The organism is Turicibacter sp. TJ11, from assembly GCF_021497505.1.
In the GTDB taxonomy this organism is placed as follows: domain Bacteria; phylum Bacillota_I; class Bacilli_A; order MOL361; family Turicibacteraceae; genus Turicibacter.
In genome coordinates this window covers 265316-281065 of sequence record NZ_CP069349.1, presented here as the reverse complement: position 1 = coordinate 281065, position 15750 = coordinate 265316, and the positions used below count along the sequence as shown (strand labels likewise).

The following is a 15750-nucleotide window of genomic DNA, read 5'->3' as shown; positions in this document are numbered from 1 at the left end:
TCAGTATACATGAAGTGAAACATTCCTTCTATTCATTCAGTTGCTTATTTATTCCTTCACGAACCGATTGAACAAATAATGCCTGAATTTTTGGATTTTCACCAAGTGCTTTTAAATGAACTTTTACATTAAATCCTTCTTTTTCTAAAATTGCTTTCCAAGAAGATGGACTCTCACTCATTAGATCTTTAACCACGTGATAACCTGCTACTAACATGAGTGGAACTAAATGAATGGCTGTCACATCAGTCATCTGAAGTTTTTTAATAACATCAGTTAATGTCATTTCACCTTCAAGCACTGCAATATAGATGTTTAACCCTTGCTTATTTAAATAAGATTCCAACCTTTTATAACATTCGTTAGAGTTTTTTAATGACCCATGACCGACTAACAAAATGACTTCGTTAGCATAGCTAGTCGGGATTTGATCTTTTATCGCTTCAGCCACCTCATCATTTCTTTCATTTGAAGCTAATAAAGGGGTACCTAAAAAAAGATATTTAAATCTGTCACGATAACGCTCTACTTGTTTTGCCAACTCATCAAATTCCTTCCCATGAATCATATATAACGGTTGAACAATAACCTCATCATAACATTTTTGAGATAATTGATCTAACACCTGCATAGGCGTTTGAATATCAATTCCCTCTTTCATTCTTATTTTCTCAATAATCTTTTTAGATGTATAAGCGCTATATATCTCATAATCATGGAATGTTTGCTTAATCTTTGTCTCACATGCCTCAATCGTTTTTTTTCTTGTTTCTTTGTAACTTGTTCCAAAACTAACAACTAAAATTGCTTTTTTCATGATTCCCCTCCTAAATTCTTTAATAACAAATCAACTATTGTAGTTATGGCTGATTGATTATAAAAAGAATTACATCCTCTCTTAGCAACTAAAAAATGAACCTAGCCAAGGGCTAGGTTCTATCTATAAATCATGCGCTACTTTTAAAGCTTCATAATTTGCCTTAATCGTTTGTTCTATATCTTCATCCGTATGAGCATTAGATAGGAACATTGCTTCATATTGACTAGGACCTATTAGAATTCCTTGTTTGAGTAATTGTGCAAAGTACTTATTAAATTTTTCAATGTCACATGTTTTAGCATCATCGTAACTTTCTACTGGACCTTTCGTAAAGAATAAACAAACTAATGATCCTGCTCGTGTGACGGTATAATCTAATCCTAACTTTTCTAAGTTTTGTTTAAATCCCTCTTCAAGCTTTTTAGCTTTTCGATCTAGTTCCGTATAGATGTTCGGATTATCTCTTAAAATTTCTAAGTTCTTTTTCCCCATGTACATCGCTAAAGGATTTCCTGATAATGTTCCTGCCTGATAAACAGGACCAACCGGTGAAACCATGTCCATAATTTCTTTTTTTCCACCATAAGCTCCAACAGGTAAGCCAGCCCCTATAATTTTTCCAAAGCAAACCATGTCAGGTTTTACGCCAAAATAATCCGGAGAGCTATGATAACTAATTCTAAATCCTGTAATAACCTCATCAAAAATTAAAACAGCACCATACGCTGTACATACTTCCCTTAATAATTCAATAAACTCTTGTTTTCCTTTAACTAATCCCATATTTCCTGAGATTGTTTCAACAATCACCGCTGCAATTTCATCTCCTTGAGCTTTAAAAATTTGTCTAACCGCATCTAAATCATTATATCGGCAAACTAACGTATGTTTAACAACATCATCAGGCACTCCTGGACTAGTCGGTACACCATAAGTAATGGTTCCAGAACCTGATTGAACTAATAAAGCATCTGAATGACCATGATAACACCCTTCAAATTTTAAAATTTTATTTCTTCCTGTATATCCTCTGGCCACACGTAATGCACTCATCGTCGCTTCCGTTCCCGAGTTAACCATGCGAACTTGATCAATGGCAGGATAAGCTTCAACAATCATTTTAGCCATCTCTACTTCAATTTGAGTCGGAACTCCGTAACTTGTTCCCTTTTGAATGATTTCATCTATTCCAATACTTAACTCTTTAGGTGAGTGCCCAAGCATTAATGGCCCCCATGAACAAATATAATCAATATATTCATTTCCATCTACATCGTAAATTTTACTTCCTTTGGCATGATCAACAAAGATAGGCGTTAATCCAACCGATTTGAAGGCTCGAACAGGACTATTCACACCACCTGGAATGTATTTCGTTGCCTCATGATAAATTTGTTCTGATTTTGTAGTGATCATGATTAAACCTCCAATCATTAAATCTCAAATAATTCTTCAATTAGTTTAATATATTCTTCCCTTTTTCCTTGATCCTTAATTTGTTTTAAGTTTACAATAGGTTCCCTAATGAGTCGTTTTAAAGCATTTTCCATCATTCGATCTATCAATTTTTGTTCTCGTAAACCTAAGTCTAATTTTTTAAATAAATAATCTAACGAATCCTTCTTAATTTCTAGACACTTCTCGTTTAACGATTGAATAGTGGGATCGATGTCTGCGGTATCTAGCCAAGTTAAAAACTCATTTATTCTATCTTCAATAATCGTATGTGCAGCGTGAGCTAATTCGGCACGTTTACTATCATTTTCATCATGTATTTTCTTTAAATCATCTATATCGTAAAGCTCAACATAATCTAATAATTTAATTTGAGAATCAATATCTCGTGGTAAAGCCATATCCATCATATAAAGTGGGCTCTGAATAGGAGGCATATCCTCATAGCAAATAATAGTATGGGGAGCAGACGTAGCACTAATGACAATATCAACGTTTTCTAAAACGTCATATCGCTTTTCATATTCAATAGGAATAATATTCTCAACTTCATTTGCAATATGAGTCACTTTTCCGTGACTTCGATTTGAAAGATAGATCTTTGAAATCTGTTCTTCTTGAAGATAAGTCATTGCTAGCTTACTCATTTTCCCACAACCAATAACTAAGGCACGTTTATCTTTTAAAGAACCTATTTTTTCTTTTAGAAGCTTTACTCCTATATAGGCAATAGATAAGGGTTGTTCAGAAATTTTAGTGGTACTTTTGATTTCCTTAGCAGTGGTAATAGCTTCTCGAAAAAGTTTATTAAAAAATTTCTTACTAGCCCCTAATTGCATTGAAAACTCATGTGCTCTCTTCACTTGACCTAAAATTTGATCCTCTCCAAGTACCATAGAATCTAACCCTGCAGTCACTTTATATAGATGATAAATAACGTCATATCCGATTTTATGAAATAAATATTGATCAACTTCTTCATGATTAAAAAACTGTTTATAATAGTTAGAAATGAACTCGAACTTCTCTTCAATACTCTCTGTATAAATATAAATTTCACTTCGATTACAGGTAGATAGGATGACAACTTCACTTATACCGTTATCGAGCAAAGTATTAATAGCCTCTATCTTTTTAGTATCGGTGAACGATACTTTTTCTCGCACACTAATGGGTGCCAAATGATGATTGATTCCAATTACTCCTATCTCCATACCTAACCTCCAATAAAACAGTTATTCTTATCTTAATATAGTATACCTTAGTTCAAGTTCATTTGTAAATTTACATCTATCGAAACAGACATGTTTTTAAATAATTGTAACTCCTTCTATTATAATTCATCTTTTTAATAAACAAATAAACTACTATTTCATTAAAATAAAAAAAGACGCTTAGCGTCCTAAAGTATTTATATTGAGTTAAAAATATAAAAAAAGCACCCTAGCGGTGCATTATCATCAATTGGAGCGGGTGAAGAGAATCGAACTCTCACAGTCAGCTTGGAAGGCTGAAGTTCTACCATTAAACTACACCCGCATGGCGCCCCAACTAGGACTCGAACCTAGGACCCCTTGATTAACAGTCAAGTGCTCTAACCAACTGAGCTATTGAGGCATTTATTCGGCCCAGCGACGTCCTACTCTCGCACTTGCGTACTACCCTCGGCGCTAAGGAGCTTAACTGCTGTGTTCGGTATGGGAACAGGTGTGCCCTCCTTGCCATCATCACTAGACCTCTGAAAGATTCGTTAATCTTCCAAAACTAGATATCTTCTTCAGTTTCGTTGGTTAAGTCCTCGATCGATTAGTATCAGTCCGCTCCATGTGTCACCACACTTCCACTCCTGACCTATCCACCTCGTCGTCTTCAAGGGATCTTACTTCTTTCGAATGGGAAATCTCATCTTGAGGGGGGCTTCACGCTTAGATGCTTTCAGCGTTTATCCCGTCCACACGTAGCTACCCAGCGATGCTCCTGGCAGAACAACTGGTACACCAGCGGTGTGTCCATCCCGGTCCTCTCGTACTAAGGACAGCTCCTCTCAAATTTCCTACGCCCACGACGGATAGGGACCGAACTGTCTCACGACGTTCTGAACCCAGCTCGCGTACCGCTTTAATGGGCGAACAGCCCAACCCTTGGGACCGACTACAGCCCCAGGATGCGATGAGCCGACATCGAGGTGCCAAACCTCCCCGTCGATGTGAACTCTTGGGGGAGATCAGCCTGTTATCCCCGGGGTAGCTTTTATCCGTTGAGCGACGGCCCTTCCATTCGGTACCGCCGGATCACTAAGCCCGACTTTCGTCCCTGCTCGACTTGTAGGTCTCGCAGTCAAGCTCCCTTCTGCCTTTACACTCTTCGAATGATTTCCAACCATTCTGAGGGAACCTTTGGGCGCCTCCGTTACTCTTTGGGAGGCGACCGCCCCAGTCAAACTGCCCACCTGACACTGTTCCCTGACCCGATGAGGGCCACGGGTTAGAACCCCAGTAACACAAGGGTAGTATCCCAACAGCGACTCCACCAAGACTGGCGTCCTGGTTTCTTCGTCTCCTACCTATCCTGTACATGTGCCACCAGTGCTCAATATCAAGCTACAGTAAAGCTCCACGGGGTCTTTCCGTCCTGTCGCGGGTAACCTGCATCTTCACAGGTACTATGATTTCACCGAGTCTCTTGTTGAGACAGCGCCCAGATCGTTACGCCTTTCGTGCGGGTCGGAACTTACCCGACAAGGAATTTCGCTACCTTAGGACCGTTATAGTTACGGCCGCCGTTTACTGGGGCTTCAATTCAAAGCTTCGCTTGCGCTAACCTCTCCTCTTAACCTTCCAGCACCGGGCAGGCGTCAGCCCCTATACATCACCTTGCGGTTTAGCAGAGACCTGTGTTTTTGATAAACAGTCGCCTGGGCCTATTCACTGCGGCTTGCTTTCACAAGCACCCCTTCTCCCGAAGTTACGGGGTCATTTTGCCGAGTTCCTTAACAAGAGTTCTCTCGCTCATCTTAGGATTCTCTCCTCGCCTACCTGTGTCGGTTATCGGTACGGGCACTTACTAAATTAACCCTAGAAGCTTTTCTTGGAAGCGTGACGTCAGTTGACTTCGCCTATTGGCTTCGGCATCACAGCTCAATGTTATGCCATGCGGATTTGCCTACATGACCACCTCACTGCTTACACGTGAATCCATTCACACGCTCAACTTAGCCTTCTCCGTCACTCCATCAGTTTAATAAGTGGTACAGGAATATCAACCTGTTGTCCATCGGCTACGCCTTTCGGCCTCACCTTAGGTCCCGACTTACCCAGGGCGGACGAGCCTTCCCCTGGAAACCTTAGGCTTTCGATGGATAGGATTCTCACCTATCTTTCGCTACTCACACCGGCATTCTCACTTCTAACCGCTCCACAGCTCCTTCCGGTACTGCTTCTCCGCTGTTAGAACGCTCTCCTACCACTGACTCTAAAGTCAATCCGCAGCTTCGGCGGTCCGTTTAGCCCCGGTACATTTTCGGCGCAGAGTCACTCGACTAGTGAGCTATTACGCACTCTTTAAAGGATGGCTGCTTCTAAGCCAACCTCCTAGTTGTCTGTGCATCTCCACATCCTTTTCCACTTAACGGACACTTGGGGGCCTTAGCTGGCGGTCTGGGCTCTTTCCCTTTTGACCATGGACCTTATCACCCACAGTCTGACTCCCGATGATATCTATCTGGCATTCGGAGTTTGATTGAGATCAGTACCCCGAGGTGGGGCCATCACCCATTCAGTGCTCTACCTCCAGTAGACTTAACATCGAGGCTAGCCCTAAAGCTATTTCGGAGAGAACCAGCTATATCCGTGTTCGATTGGAATTTCACCCCTAGCCACAAGTCATCCAAGCACTTTTCAACGTGCCCTGGTTCGGCCCTCCAGTCAGTGTTACCTGACCTTCAGCCTGCTCATGGCTAGCTCACACGGTTTCGGGTCTACAACATCGTACTCATCGCCCTATTCAGACTCGCTTTCGCTACGGCTCCGCATCTTCTGCTTAACCTCGCACGATATCGTAACTCGCCGGTTCATTCTACAAAAGGCACGCCATCACCCATGAACGGGCTCTGACTAGTTGTAGGCACACGGTTTCAGGTTCTCTTTCACTCCCCTTCCGGGGTTCTTTTCACCTTTCCCTCACGGTACTGGTTCACTATCGGTCACTAGGTAGTATTTAGCCTTACGAGATGGTCCTCGTTGATTCCGACGGGATTCCACGTGTCCCGCCGTACTCAGGATTCCTTCCATGCATTTCACAATTTCACCTACGGGACTCTCACCCCCTACGGTTGGCCTTCCCAGACCATTCGGCTATCATGATTTGTCAATTCTGAAGGTCCTACAACCCCGGACAAGTCCGGTTTGGGCTCTTCCCACTTCGCTCGCCGCTACTACGGGAATCGATCTTTCTTTCTTTTCCTCCAGGTACTTAGATGTTTCAGTTCCCTGGGTCTGTCTCCAATCTGGCTATGTATTCACCAGATGGTGCTAGCGTATCACCACTAGCGGGTTTCCCCATTCGGATATCCCCGGATCAATGCTCACTTACAGCTCCCCGAGGCGTTTCGCCGTTTGTCGCGTCCTTCGTCGACTCCTAGTGCCAAGGCATCCTCCGTGCGCCCTTATTCACTTAACCTATTTTAAATCTATTGATTGTTTCTTCTGAATGAAGATATCTAGTTTTCAAAGATCAACCTTGGAAGAAATTCTTCCAAAACTAAACAGAACGTCGCTTTCTCCATAGAAAGGAGGTGATCCATCCCCACCTTCCGGTAGGGATACCTTGTTACGACTTCACCCCAATCATCTACCCCACCTTAGGCAGCTCCCTCCTTGCGGTTAGGCCACTGACTTCGGGTGTTGTAAACTCTCGTGGTGTGACGGGCGGTGTGTACAAGACCCGGGAACGTATTCACCGCGACATTCTGATTCGCGATTACTAGCGATTCCAACTTCATGTAGGCGAGTTGCAGCCTACAATCCGAACTGAGATTGGCTTTATGAGGTTTGCTCCACGTCACCGCTTCGCTTCTCTTTGTACCAACCATTGTAGCACGTGTGTAGCCCAGGTCATAAGGGGCATGATGATTTGACGTCATCCCCACCTTCCTCCAGTTTGTCACTGGCAGTCTCGTTAGAGTCCCCAACTGAATGCTGGCAACTAACGACAGGGGTTGCGCTCGTTGCGGGACTTAACCCAACATCTCACGACACGAGCTGACGACAACCATGCACCACCTGTATCCATTGTCCCCGAAGGGAAAATCCTATCTCTAGGACGGTCAACGGTATGTCAAGACCTGGTAAGGTTCTTCGCGTTGCTTCGAATTAAACCACATGCTCCACCGCTTGTGCGGGTCCCCGTCAATTCCTTTGAGTTTCAGTCTTGCGACCGTACTCCCCAGGCGGAGTGCTTAATGCGTTAACTTCAGCACTGAGGTTCGACCCCCAACACTTAGCACTCATCGTTTACGGCGTGGACTACCAGGGTATCTAATCCTGTTTGCTCCCCACGCTTTCGCGCCTCAGTGTCAGTTACAGACCAGGAAGCCGCCTTCGCCACTGGTGTTCCTCCATATCTCTACGCATTTCACCGCTACACATGGAATTCCACTTCCCTCTTCTGCACTCAAGTTGACCAGTTTCCAATGACCCTCCACGGTTAAGCCGTGGGCTTTCACATCAGACTTAATCAACCACCTGCGCGCTCTTTACGCCCAATAATTCCGGATAACGCTCGCCACCTACGTATTACCGCGGCTGCTGGCACGTAGTTAGCCGTGGCTTTCTCATAAGGTACCGTCACACTCTAGCCATTTCCTACTAAAGTCGTTCTTCCCTTATAACAGAATTTTACAACCCGAAGGCCTTCATCATTCACGCGGCGTTGCTCGGTCAGGCTTTCGCCCATTGCCGAAGATTCCCTACTGCTGCCTCCCGTAGGAGTCTGGGCCGTGTCTCAGTCCCAGTGTGGCCGTTCACCCTCTCAGGTCGGCTACGCATCGTCGCCTTGGTAGGCCGTTACCCTACCAACTAGCTAATGCGCCGCAGGCTCATCCATCAGCGGTGCCAGGAGCACCTTTAAACTTTCGTCCTATCCGGTATTAGCGATCGTTTCCAATCGTTGTCCCCGTCTGATGGGCAGATGACCTACGTGTTACTCACCCGTTCGCCGCTCACCACCGAAGTGGTTCGCTCGACTTGCATGTATTAGGCACGCCGCCAGCGTTCATCCTGAGCCAGGATCAAACTCTCCATATTAAATGTTTGTTTTTATCCTAAGCTTCTGTTCGAAACTTTATCTTAAAAGTAAATGTTTCTTGACGTTCTGTTTAGTTTTCAAAGAACTTCTCATCACCTTGTTTTGGCGACTTTATTAGTTTATCATGTCTCACTTCTTCTGTCAAACACTTTTTAAACTTTTTTATGGCGCGCCCAAGAGGAGTCGAACCCCTAACCTTTTGATCCGTAGTCAAACGCTCTATCCAATTGAGCTATGGGCGCTAGTCATTTTCTTGACGTCATTTATATTATCATGCGTGTCGAGTATTGTCAAACACTTTTTATTATTTTTTTAAAAAAAGTTAGCATTTCACTGCAAATCACATTTGACAATTATATTATTAACACATTTTTATATCTTATACTTTATTTTCTATTTTTTCTAAAAAAAGAACTCTAAGATGATTATCCTAGAGTTCTTTTTGAATTAATAAGAATCAAAATTGATTTTTATTCTCTTCTTATGTTGTGATCCCGCTGCAAATGCAATCGTTCGAATAGCATTTGCAATATTTCCTTGTTTACCAATAACACGTCCTAAATCTTCTTCATTGACCATGACTTGAAATAAAATGTATTCTGCCTCACTCGGAAATTCTTTGACGCGCAGATCATCTGGATGGTTGATAAGCGGGCGAATCAAATTTTCAATTAATGAAATATAGTTCACCGATGCCTCCATCATTACTTAGCGTATTTTTCGTTATGGAATTTAGTCATAATTCCTTCAGCTGAGAATAAAGCACGAACTGTATCAGTTGGTTGAGCTCCGTTACGTAACCATTTCATTGCTAATTCTTCGTTGATTGAAACGATAGCTGGTTGAGCAACTGGGTTGTATGTCCCGATTACTTCGATGAAACGTCCGTCACGTGGACTAGTTGCATTAGATGCTACGATACGATAGAAAGGTTTTTTCTTAGAACCCATACGAGTTAAACGTAATTTTACCATTATATATTCCTCCAATTATGTTCATTTTAAACTGTTAAGTATTTTCCCTTAACACGACATTTACTATTATAACAACATAAAAAAATAGTGTCAAGTTTTTTTACTTAACACTATTCATTTTATTTAACGGCTTCTAACACCTCAGGTCCAACCTCGATTCTTTGAATGCCTTGAAGGTTTTTTATTTTAGCTATGACCTGATCTTTTTGTTTTTCATTAACATATAGGCAAACATAGTTCATCTTTTTAGAGATATAAACAACGTGCCCAAACTGTGATAATTTTTGTTGGATACCCGATTTCCTTGTATAAACAATAATCTGAATGCGTCTTTGATCCAATTTCTTTTCCTCCTAAAGCTTAACGTGAACAATTCCCGCTACCACATCCACATGATTTAGTCTTTGTTTTAACGGTTACTTCTACTGCTTGAGAAATATAGTTTGATATTTCATCTAGAATGGATTGAATTTCTTTTTCACAGGCTTTAAATTCTTTTACACTAGCATTTTGATACAAGTTAGATTTTGTATCAATGAGTCGTTGAGATACTTCTTTATAATCTGGATGATACTTTCCACCATATCGTTCAACATCTGCATAAAGTTCTTTTGCTTTCTCAAATTCATTTATTAATTGAATAATCTCTTGATTATGATTCATTTCGTGTTGTAATTTTTTATACATTTGAAAAACTGGAAGTGATAATATTTCATCACCGATTGCTTCACATAATTCGATATAATCTGTATTATTTAGCACTTTAATCACCGTCTTTCATTATAACATAATCGAAGTATGTTAGCTAATGAATTATTAGCTGTCATTCGTTTCTTTTTAACTTCTAATTCAAAGGCATAATAAAAACGTCTAAATACTTAGACGTTTTTATTATGCCCACTTTACCAAATCCTCTAATGATTGCTCTACTATTTCACTTATTTACTATTAATCATTCTTAACATAAACTGTGCCATATTAAGTCGTTGTTCAAATTTTTGAAGACGTGTCGGCTGTGATTGTTTTTTTATAGCTTCCACTTCATTTACAAAATCTTGATATTTTTCAGGATTTCGATTTAACTCCTTATACCATAAGGGGTACATTCGAATATAATCTCTTTGCTCAACGTTATTAACAATCTGATAGATAATTTCCATTTTCTCATCTCCTAATCATCGAATTTAGAGAATAGTCCAGGAAATGATTGCCTTTGACTTGCCGCTGCACCTAAACCAGCTCCAGCTGATCCACCACTCCCCCCTTGGAAGGTTTGGAAAATCTGTATGAATTTTTGTACGGTTCCCATCGTTTGTTGAACTTTATTCATGTCCATTTTTTGAAGATATTGAAAAGCTTGCGTCATCATTTCTGTTGCATTAAGTGTACTATTAGCAGTTGTTGTTTTTGGATCTGCATCTGTTGTTGTCTCACCGTTTATATTTGTAGCTAATGGTGTTGAGATCTCTGTTTCAGTTGGAACACTTTTATATTTCTCCCACTGACTATCTTCTTCACCATATAAATACCATTCTTCATAGATTGATTGCCACGTTGCTTTTCCATTTCGAACATCGTGCTTTAGTCCAGGATATTTACGTACGAATTGTTTAAATCCATCTAATTCGCTATCCACTTTCTCTCACCTCACTACACTTCATCACTATTATATTATACTAACGTACAACATTTAGGTGACTGTCTATTTAATTACTCATAGGAAGATGTTTTTCCTCTTACTATTAATATATGAAAAAAGCCTTTATTTGTGATAAAGGCTTTTAAAATTTATGATTTTGGAAACGGAACAACTTTCGTTTTTAATAATTGCTTTTTTTGTTCACGCATTTTTTTCTGCTGAGCAATCATTTCCATTCTAACATTTAAATAGATTCCAACTCCTAAAAATAATGAAACTAAACTCGATCCTCCATAACTAATAAACGGAAGAGTTACCCCTGTTAATGGAAGGGCACCACTAGCTCCACCTAAGTTAATGATGGGTTGAACAAAAAAGATTGTTCCAACTCCGACGCTAACAAGGGCAGCAAACATGTCTTGACATTTGGCAGCCGTTAAAAAGCAACGAATTCCAATGACAAAATAAGCAATCATGATCACTAATATCATCCAGACTCCTAATTCTTCAGCTATAATCGTTGAAATCATATCATTATGTGGTTCTAAAACGTATCCATATTTTTGAGTACTATTCCCAACTCCTACTCCAGATAAACCACCGAGAGCAATGGCTGTATACCCCATGACATTTTGAAACCCTTTATCATGGGTAAATGGATCGTCTAACCACATTGAGAAGCGTTCAGCTTGATAAGGGAAAGCTTTGATCATCACAAAAATACCCGTAATTAAGATCATAATCCCAACATAAACTAGTGGACGATAGGCCTTATATTTCACTCCTGTAGCTAAAAACATAATTAATCCAATAAACCCAAGAATTAAGGCAGACCCAAAGTCAGGCTGAAGTAAGACTAATAGCGTACATAAACCAAAATAACAAATAACAAAAACAAAACTCTGAAAAAACAAATTCAAGTTAATATCTTTAAGGCTATTTAAATAATACATCTTTTTATCGATACTTTTAGACACTAACCAAGCGATAGCCAAAATCATTCCGATTTTAACGAACTCAGCAGGTTGAAGTTTAAATGATCCAATCTGAAACCAACTGTTTACATCTGAATCTGCTGATCCTTTTGCAAATAAAAGAGTCACCAATAATATCAACGGACATCCAATGACCGCTAAAAAACTTAAGTTTTTTAACATCCGATAAGGCATGATAATGATGACCCCCATAGCACCTATTCCCGCTACTGCCATGATCAACGTTTTGATAAAGAAATTGGTTGGGTCATTCTTTACCCCATTATAAATAGAGATACTTGTAATACTATAAATCATGAGTAATCCAATCCCAAATAAAAAACAAACTAAAACTAATGTTAATTTATCAAGTCCAGATAAGCGTTCGAAAAAGTCACTTGTATAGTTTTTTAAGACTTGAAGTGGCGTTTTTTTTACTCTTCTTACTTTCAAACTCATCTACCTCTCCTCCTAAGCCATCAACAAATTTAATGTAACTATTATTTTACCATGATTACGTTTTTAAAAAAACTTTATCTTTTGTCATTAACTGGTTATTTGACATGAACCAATTTAGTAGCTAGACGTATAATACATTGTAATCAGGAATGAGGGAGGGATATACGATGTACAACTACGGAACAGGATGTAACTATAACTACGGAGGATATATTAGTGGGTATGGTTATGGTGGCTACGCACCTGTTACTTATCAAATGCCTATTACAAACGGTAAAAGATACAATATCGCTCTAATCCTCGTATTATTCATTCTATTAGCCATCATCGGATGTTGTTGTGGATTCAGTGGCAACAATAGTGGATGCAGTTATGGATGCTAACCATCCTTTCTAAACTGATTGAATTACTCAAAATGATTAATAAAATCATTAACCATTTTGAAAATAGTACGTATGATATATTGAGGTAATCATCTAAAGGAGGAAATTTATATGTATAATTATGGATACAATTGCTACACACCTTGTTACGGAACTGGATACACTGGTGGTTCTAGTTGCGGTGGCGGAAGCGGATTCGCTTTCATCTTAGTATTATTCATCTTATTAGCTATCATTTGTAGTTGTGGTGGATTTGGATTCGGTGGTAACAGCGGAGGTTGCGGTTGCGGCTGCTAATTCACCCGATCTGCTGGATGTGATGGAACGTAGTAGAAAAAAGGCTCTCAGTTGAGCAATGTCACTTAGTTAAGTGATATTGGAGATTTAAGAGACATCGTAAAATCAATTTTGATTTCACGATGTCTTTTTTCTATTGATTAATCGTTGAAAATTCTTATTTTAGGCATGCCTAAAAAGCAGATCGTCTCATCTGCTTTTTCACACGTTTAAATTTTGGTTAGGCCACTCGATAAGTAAAACTTACACTTGGTTTAACTTTAGTTTTCCGTTCATCACGACGGCCTTTTCGAATCGGTAATATGTTTTTTTGAATCAGCTCTTCAACAGGTATCTTTGAAGACTTAAAAAACTGACAACAGATGTGAATGGCAACGGTGAAATTCACCTGATAATCATGCTTCCGTTCCTTCTTAACTAAAACAACATTTAATGTAATCATCTCACAAAAGTTATACATCGTTAGTTTTGCGAATATTTCTTGTTCTATAAATGTAGGTTTCTTTGCATGAAGGTTAATTAAACCTATCGCATATTTTAGCTCTCTAAATGAGGTTTCAATCCCCCATCTCATGGCGTATATTTCCTTTAATGCTTCCTTTGAAAATTCATCTGGTTCTAAGTTGGTAATCAGTGTTTCGTAGGTATCTTCTGTTAGTTTGAATCGGACAACACGGAATGAAAGCTTATAAAATTGAGTCTCTTTCAAGTCAAAATGATCAAATCTTGCATTATTGGGTAAAAACTTATAATGATGTGGATTTGATTTCACTTCATTTGTTTGCTTTCGAGTTAAGGTTAAATGAATGGTGGTATCAAATTCATCACTATCGGGTAAATCCAGAGAGGAAACAATACTTTTACTTTTAATATCTTTTACTCGTATCACATAATTCCAGCCTTTTTCTTCAAGATGAGCGAAGGTATTGTAGCTTTCATAACCTCGATCAGCAACAAGAATCACAGGATCTTTAAGTGGAGAGTTGCCGACCATTTCAATCAGTGCTTGTCGTTCATTTAATTCACGAATCGGTTGAATTTGTGCATCGATATATAATCGATTCATTAAATCATAAAGTGCATTCAGATGAAGGGAGTTATAGCCCTTTTTAGCCGTTGAAGATTTAATGTACGTTTTTTCATCATCAGGATTATGTGCAATATTAAACGTTGAGCCATCAATAGCGAGAAGTCGATATCCTCGAAAGTATTTATACTGATCGTATGAGGCAGTAAACTGTTGAAATAAATGTTTAAATGCATCCGGTCGTATTTTACTACGTTGTTGGATAAAAGCAGAGGTAGATGTCGTCTTAATATCATAATTGAAATAAGTCATTAACTCTGTATAAAGGCTATTACCATTCATGGCGAGAATAAGGTTCATCATACATTCAAATGAAAGTTTACGATGTCGAGTAAAATCTTTCTTTGGATTTTGGACAAAGTCCTTTGGGTTACTACTCATCTTCTTAATAATATGAATGAGTTTTTGCTTGATCTTGGTTGAATACTTAGCCATGTGATAGCCTCCTTAAATAGATATATTTAAGGGGCTACGCCACAGATTTGAGCTTCTATGTCAAGCTTTTTTTGTAAAAAAAAGAGAGGTGTACAAATTGTACACCTCTCTTGGAAAGCTTTGGGTCATCAGTTTGTTAACTTAATGACATTGCTCAGTTGAGAGTCTTTTTATTTTTTATACTTAAATAAATCTATATTTTTTCTTTAAATTCATTAACCATCTTCTAGTCTTTTGCGTATAATATCTTGAAGTTAAGAAATGAAAGGGGAATTCAAAATGTATAATTATGGATATAATGGATACAACGGATACAATTGCTATACACCATGTGCTCCTGTAGCACCTGTTGCCACTAACACTGGTGGTTGGGGTGGAGGATTAGCCTTCATCTTAGTATTATTCATCTTATTAGCTATCATCTGCGGTTGCGGTGGTGGATTTGGTGGAAGTAGCTGCGGTGGATATGGTAACGACTGCGGTTGCGGCTGCTAATTAAAAGGTTAAGTTAAGCGATTCCTAGTGAATCGCTTACTTTAAGTCTATGGGTCATAATTTATATCGATTGATTCAAAATAAACTAACGTTTTTTCCTCTTTTACGTATGATATAGTGAGCCTTAAAATAAAAAAGGAGGAATAACTCATGTATTATAACGGTGTAGGTTACGGATACGGTCAACCATGCGTACCAGTCGTTCCAGTTGCTGCAGGATACGGAGGCGGATGTGGTGGAGGTTTCGGTGGATGTTGCTGTGCCTTTATTTTAATCGTCTTTATCTTAATCATTGTCTGTGGTTGCGGTTGTTGCGGTGGAGGCTTCGGCGGTTGCGGTGGCTTTGGTGGTTGCGGCGGCTACGGTAGTTACTAAACGCTACGCATGAATCAAACAGATCACTTAAAATGTTCATAGACTAATTACTTT

General features: G+C 39.4%; 15 protein-coding genes, 3 tRNA genes and 3 rRNA genes. 4 read left to right on the top strand and 17 right to left on the bottom strand.

The features are described from left to right. Positions 1 to 28: 28 nt before the first annotated feature. The 16 genes from JRC48_RS01345 to JRC48_RS01270 form a co-directional block, all read right to left on the bottom strand. The gene (locus JRC48_RS01345) at positions 29 to 817 is read right to left on the bottom strand and encodes a sirohydrochlorin cobaltochelatase (RefSeq protein WP_235070080.1); all 789 of its coding nucleotides are present in this window, start codon (positions 815 to 817) and stop codon (positions 29 to 31) included. A 123-nt stretch (positions 818 to 940) separates the two neighbouring features. After that, on the bottom strand, positions 941 to 2236 hold the full coding sequence (gene hemL, locus JRC48_RS01340; RefSeq protein WP_235070079.1) for a glutamate-1-semialdehyde 2,1-aminomutase: 1296 nt from the start codon (positions 2234 to 2236) through the stop codon (positions 941 to 943). A 17-nt stretch (positions 2237 to 2253) separates the two neighbouring features. Next, complete coding sequence (hemA, locus tag JRC48_RS01335; RefSeq protein ID WP_235070078.1) at positions 2254 to 3489, bottom strand: glutamyl-tRNA reductase; 1236 nt, start codon at positions 3487 to 3489, stop codon at positions 2254 to 2256. Positions 3490 to 3740: 251 nt separating this feature from the next. After that, positions 3741 to 3814 (bottom strand) — tRNA-Gly (locus JRC48_RS01330). Between the two features lies 1 nt (position 3815). After that, positions 3816 to 3892 (bottom strand) — tRNA-Asn (locus tag JRC48_RS01325). A gap of 9 nt (positions 3893 to 3901) precedes the next feature. Continuing rightward, positions 3902 to 4010 (bottom strand): 5S ribosomal RNA (gene rrf, locus JRC48_RS01320). 51 nt (positions 4011 to 4061) lie between these two features. Next, a 23S ribosomal RNA gene (locus JRC48_RS01315) occupies positions 4062 to 6952 on the bottom strand. A 108-nt stretch (positions 6953 to 7060) separates the two neighbouring features. Then, positions 7061 to 8577 (bottom strand): 16S ribosomal RNA (locus tag JRC48_RS01310). The 16S, 23S and 5S rRNA genes sit together here with 3 tRNA genes alongside, the layout of an rRNA operon. Before the next feature lie 166 nt (positions 8578 to 8743). After that, positions 8744 to 8820: transfer RNA gene (locus JRC48_RS01305), tRNA-Arg, on the bottom strand. A gap of 205 nt (positions 8821 to 9025) precedes the next feature. Beyond that, a complete protein-coding gene (locus tag JRC48_RS01300) occupies positions 9026 to 9268 on the bottom strand; it encodes a KH domain-containing protein (RefSeq protein ID WP_235070077.1) in 243 nt (80 codons plus the stop codon). Positions 9269 to 9282: 14 nt separating this feature from the next. Then, a complete protein-coding gene (gene rpsP / locus JRC48_RS01295; RefSeq protein WP_370630378.1) occupies positions 9283 to 9552 on the bottom strand; it encodes a 30S ribosomal protein S16 in 270 nt (89 codons plus the stop codon). Between the two features lie 119 nt (positions 9553 to 9671). Then, positions 9672 to 9893, bottom strand: coding sequence for a DUF2129 domain-containing protein (locus JRC48_RS01290; protein WP_235070076.1), 222 nt, complete (start codon positions 9891 to 9893; stop codon positions 9672 to 9674). Positions 9894 to 9912: 19 nt separating this feature from the next. Then, positions 9913 to 10314 carry a YlbF family regulator gene (locus JRC48_RS01285; protein WP_235070075.1) on the bottom strand — a complete coding sequence of 134 codons (402 nt, stop codon included), beginning with the start codon at positions 10312 to 10314 and terminating at the stop codon, positions 9913 to 9915. A gap of 176 nt (positions 10315 to 10490) precedes the next feature. Beyond that, positions 10491 to 10712 carry a YlbE-like family protein gene (locus JRC48_RS01280; RefSeq protein WP_235070074.1) on the bottom strand — a complete coding sequence of 74 codons (222 nt, stop codon included), beginning with the start codon at positions 10710 to 10712 and terminating at the stop codon, positions 10491 to 10493. A gap of 11 nt (positions 10713 to 10723) precedes the next feature. Then, positions 10724 to 11188: a YlbD family protein gene (locus tag JRC48_RS01275; protein WP_235070073.1), complete on the bottom strand. Its 465-nt coding sequence runs from the start codon at positions 11186 to 11188 to the stop codon at positions 10724 to 10726. Positions 11189 to 11340: 152 nt separating this feature from the next. After that, complete coding sequence (locus tag JRC48_RS01270) at positions 11341 to 12624, bottom strand: FtsW/RodA/SpoVE family cell cycle protein (RefSeq protein WP_235070072.1); 1284 nt, start codon at positions 12622 to 12624, stop codon at positions 11341 to 11343. A 167-nt stretch (positions 12625 to 12791) separates the two neighbouring features. Between JRC48_RS01270 and JRC48_RS01265 the strand changes: the two genes are divergently transcribed. Then, complete coding sequence (locus JRC48_RS01265; protein WP_235070071.1) at positions 12792 to 13007, top strand: sporulation protein YjcZ; 216 nt, start codon at positions 12792 to 12794, stop codon at positions 13005 to 13007. Positions 13008 to 13118: 111 nt separating this feature from the next. Continuing rightward, positions 13119 to 13304, top strand: a complete 186-nt coding sequence (locus JRC48_RS01260) for a YjcZ family sporulation protein (RefSeq protein ID WP_235070070.1) — start codon at positions 13119 to 13121, stop codon at positions 13302 to 13304. A 220-nt stretch (positions 13305 to 13524) separates the two neighbouring features. On the opposite strand, the gene JRC48_RS01255 is transcribed toward JRC48_RS01260, so the two are convergent. After that, a complete protein-coding gene (locus JRC48_RS01255) occupies positions 13525 to 14826 on the bottom strand; it encodes an IS4 family transposase (RefSeq protein ID WP_235070069.1) in 1302 nt (433 codons plus the stop codon). 279 nt (positions 14827 to 15105) lie between these two features. Here JRC48_RS01255 and JRC48_RS01250 point away from each other — a divergent pair, with 279 nt between their 5' ends. Together JRC48_RS01250 and JRC48_RS01245 are read left to right on the top strand one after the other, a co-directional pair. After that, a complete protein-coding gene (locus JRC48_RS01250) occupies positions 15106 to 15321 on the top strand; it encodes a sporulation protein YjcZ (RefSeq protein WP_235070068.1) in 216 nt (71 codons plus the stop codon). A 150-nt stretch (positions 15322 to 15471) separates the two neighbouring features. Next, positions 15472 to 15696, top strand: a complete 225-nt coding sequence (locus JRC48_RS01245; protein WP_235070067.1) for a hypothetical protein — start codon at positions 15472 to 15474, stop codon at positions 15694 to 15696. Positions 15697 to 15750: the final 54 nt, after the last annotated feature.